The organism is Arthrobacter sp. AB6, from assembly GCF_031844545.1.
GTDB lineage: Bacteria > Actinomycetota > Actinomycetes > Actinomycetales > Micrococcaceae > Arthrobacter.
In genome coordinates, this window is the sequence record NZ_JAUZVL010000044.1 from 1 (window position 1) to 1,856 (window position 1,856).

3 protein-coding genes are annotated in these 1,856 nt (G+C 64.2%); 2 read left to right on the forward strand and 1 reads right to left on the reverse strand.

The window, feature by feature from the left end:
- Both Q9R30_RS19195 and Q9R30_RS19200 read left to right on the forward strand, forming a co-directional pair.
- On the forward strand, positions 1 to 1,005 hold a 1,005-nt coding region (locus Q9R30_RS19195; RefSeq protein ID WP_311218583.1), incomplete at its 5' end, for a DUF4192 domain-containing protein.
- 202 nt (positions 1,006 to 1,207) lie between these two features.
- Positions 1,208 to 1,360: a hypothetical protein gene (locus Q9R30_RS19200; protein WP_015061970.1), complete on the forward strand. Its 153-nt coding sequence runs from the start codon at positions 1,208 to 1,210 to the stop codon at positions 1,358 to 1,360.
- 104 nt (positions 1,361 to 1,464) lie between these two features.
- Here the strand turns inward: Q9R30_RS19200 and Q9R30_RS19205 are convergent, their stop codons facing one another.
- Positions 1,465 to 1,716, reverse strand: coding sequence for a hypothetical protein (locus Q9R30_RS19205; protein ID WP_311218584.1), 252 nt, complete (start codon positions 1,714 to 1,716; stop codon positions 1,465 to 1,467).
- Positions 1,717 to 1,856: the final 140 nt, after the last annotated feature.

The following is a 1,856-nucleotide window of genomic DNA, read 5'->3' on the forward strand; positions in this document are numbered from 1 at the left end:
TTCATCAAATTCACCGGCCCGGCCGACGTCCTGGCCTTCATTCCGCACACGCTGGGACAGACCCCCACGGAGTCCTTTGTCGCACTGACCATGCAGGGCAACAAGATCGGCGCGACCCTGCGCGTGGATGCCCCGTTCGGACAGGATCCCGTCGGTTACGCCCAAACCATCGTCAGCTACCTGACCGCTGACGAGGCTGCCACCGGCAGCCTGCTGGTCATCTACACCGACGAGAGCACCACCGACGGCAGCCGCCCCTACGCCGGGCACGTGCAGGCACTGCGCACCGAACTGGAAACCGCCGGAATGCCCCTGCAGGACGCATGGCTGGTGACCTCTGAATTGTGGCGGAACTACCACTGCACGTACACCGGCTGCTGCCCCGATGAGTCGCTGGATGCGATCACCACCAGCAACGGCAACGTCGCCCTGATCTACCGGGGCAGCGCCGTGACCGGCTTCATCGCACCGGCACCCTTCACCGGAGACGAGACGGCCCGCGAGGCTATCACCGCGCACAAGCCCGACGGCTGGCCCGAAGACCTCGAAGCCAGCCGTGCTGCCTGGGCCAAGGTGCTGAAGGACCCCAAGAGCCTGACGACCGAGACCGCGCACCAGCTGGCAGGAGCGTTGCAGCACCCCACCATCCGGGACTACATGATGGGCGACATCGTCCCGCACGCGCCCGAGCAGTTCACCTCCGTCATGCTTGGTGTGTTCCTCACCCGCCCGGACTGGGCGCGCGTGGACACGGCACAGGAAGTCGCGTTCGAGCTGATGAAAGCCACACCGGAAGGCCAGCGCGCCCCCATGTTGTGCCTGATCGGCTGGCTGGAATGGCTCAAAGGACAATCCAGCTTCGCTACCCGGTACTTCAAGCTCGCGCTGGAGGACACCGCCGGATACCGGCTGGCAGAACTGCTGGGAGAACTGGTGAACCGCGGCCTGCTCGCAGACTGCAGCCGCGATCCGAAAAAGGCCTATGACCGCCGCCTGAAGCGCTAGCTTCGACAGGGCCGGACTCCACTACAAAAGGGGGTCCGGCCCTCCCCTCGCGGGATCTTCGCCAGGTGCGCGGCGGCCTCCCCCGCTTCGCTCCGCCGGCCGCGTAAACGCTGCGCGGGCGCCGCGACTTCCAGCCCGCGCGCAGGAACTGCCGATACTGTGAAAGGACACCGCCGTCCCGTACAGCCAAGGAGTCCCGAGCGTGGCAGATCAATTCCGCATGACCGAGGACGATACCGTTGCCCCGGACGCGAGTCCCCTTGAAGACATCCTGGAACTGAGCCTGCTCACCGCAGGCCCAGCCACCGGCCCGGTAGACCGGCCAAGGAAAGACCACCGACACTACGAGCTGTAACCGCAAGCAGCACTGACGCTGCACCACAAGTTTCCTTTTGCCGGGGAAAAACCGAAGAGCCGGCCCCGATGGGGCCGGCTCTTCGACATTCAAACTACCAATTCTCAGGGCCGGTTCTTCTTCAAATCAATCTGGAAAGAGATGTCCCAAATGTCCCTGTCACCCATTGACTTGGAACTTGTGTTCACATGCTGCTGAACATACTCGTCAGCGGGCAACTCCTTCCGGACTTCTTCCTCCGCCTCCGCCAATAGAACGTGCTCATCGCGGGTCGATCCATGCGGCTTAGGCAAGTGAACGGTCCTTGTGTAGGGATGTGAGGGGTGCGGGAACCGCGCTTCTTCAACGTTTGTCATTTGGGCAGACTACCGGGCAGCTGGGGCTCGCCCTGGTTTCCGCTGCGCTGCAACCAGTTGAAGGGCGTCCGCTGGCGCGGCCGGCTGTCGGGTCCAGTGCCGGCTCCGCAGGGCTCCGCCGTCCCTGGCCCTTTTGTGTC

Bases quoted from the DNA above. Each gene is read 5' to 3' on its own strand.
- Q9R30_RS19205 (WP_311218584.1), bottom strand. From the start codon at position 1,716: ATGACAAACGTTGAAGAAGCGCGGTTCCCGCACCCCTCACATCCCTAC.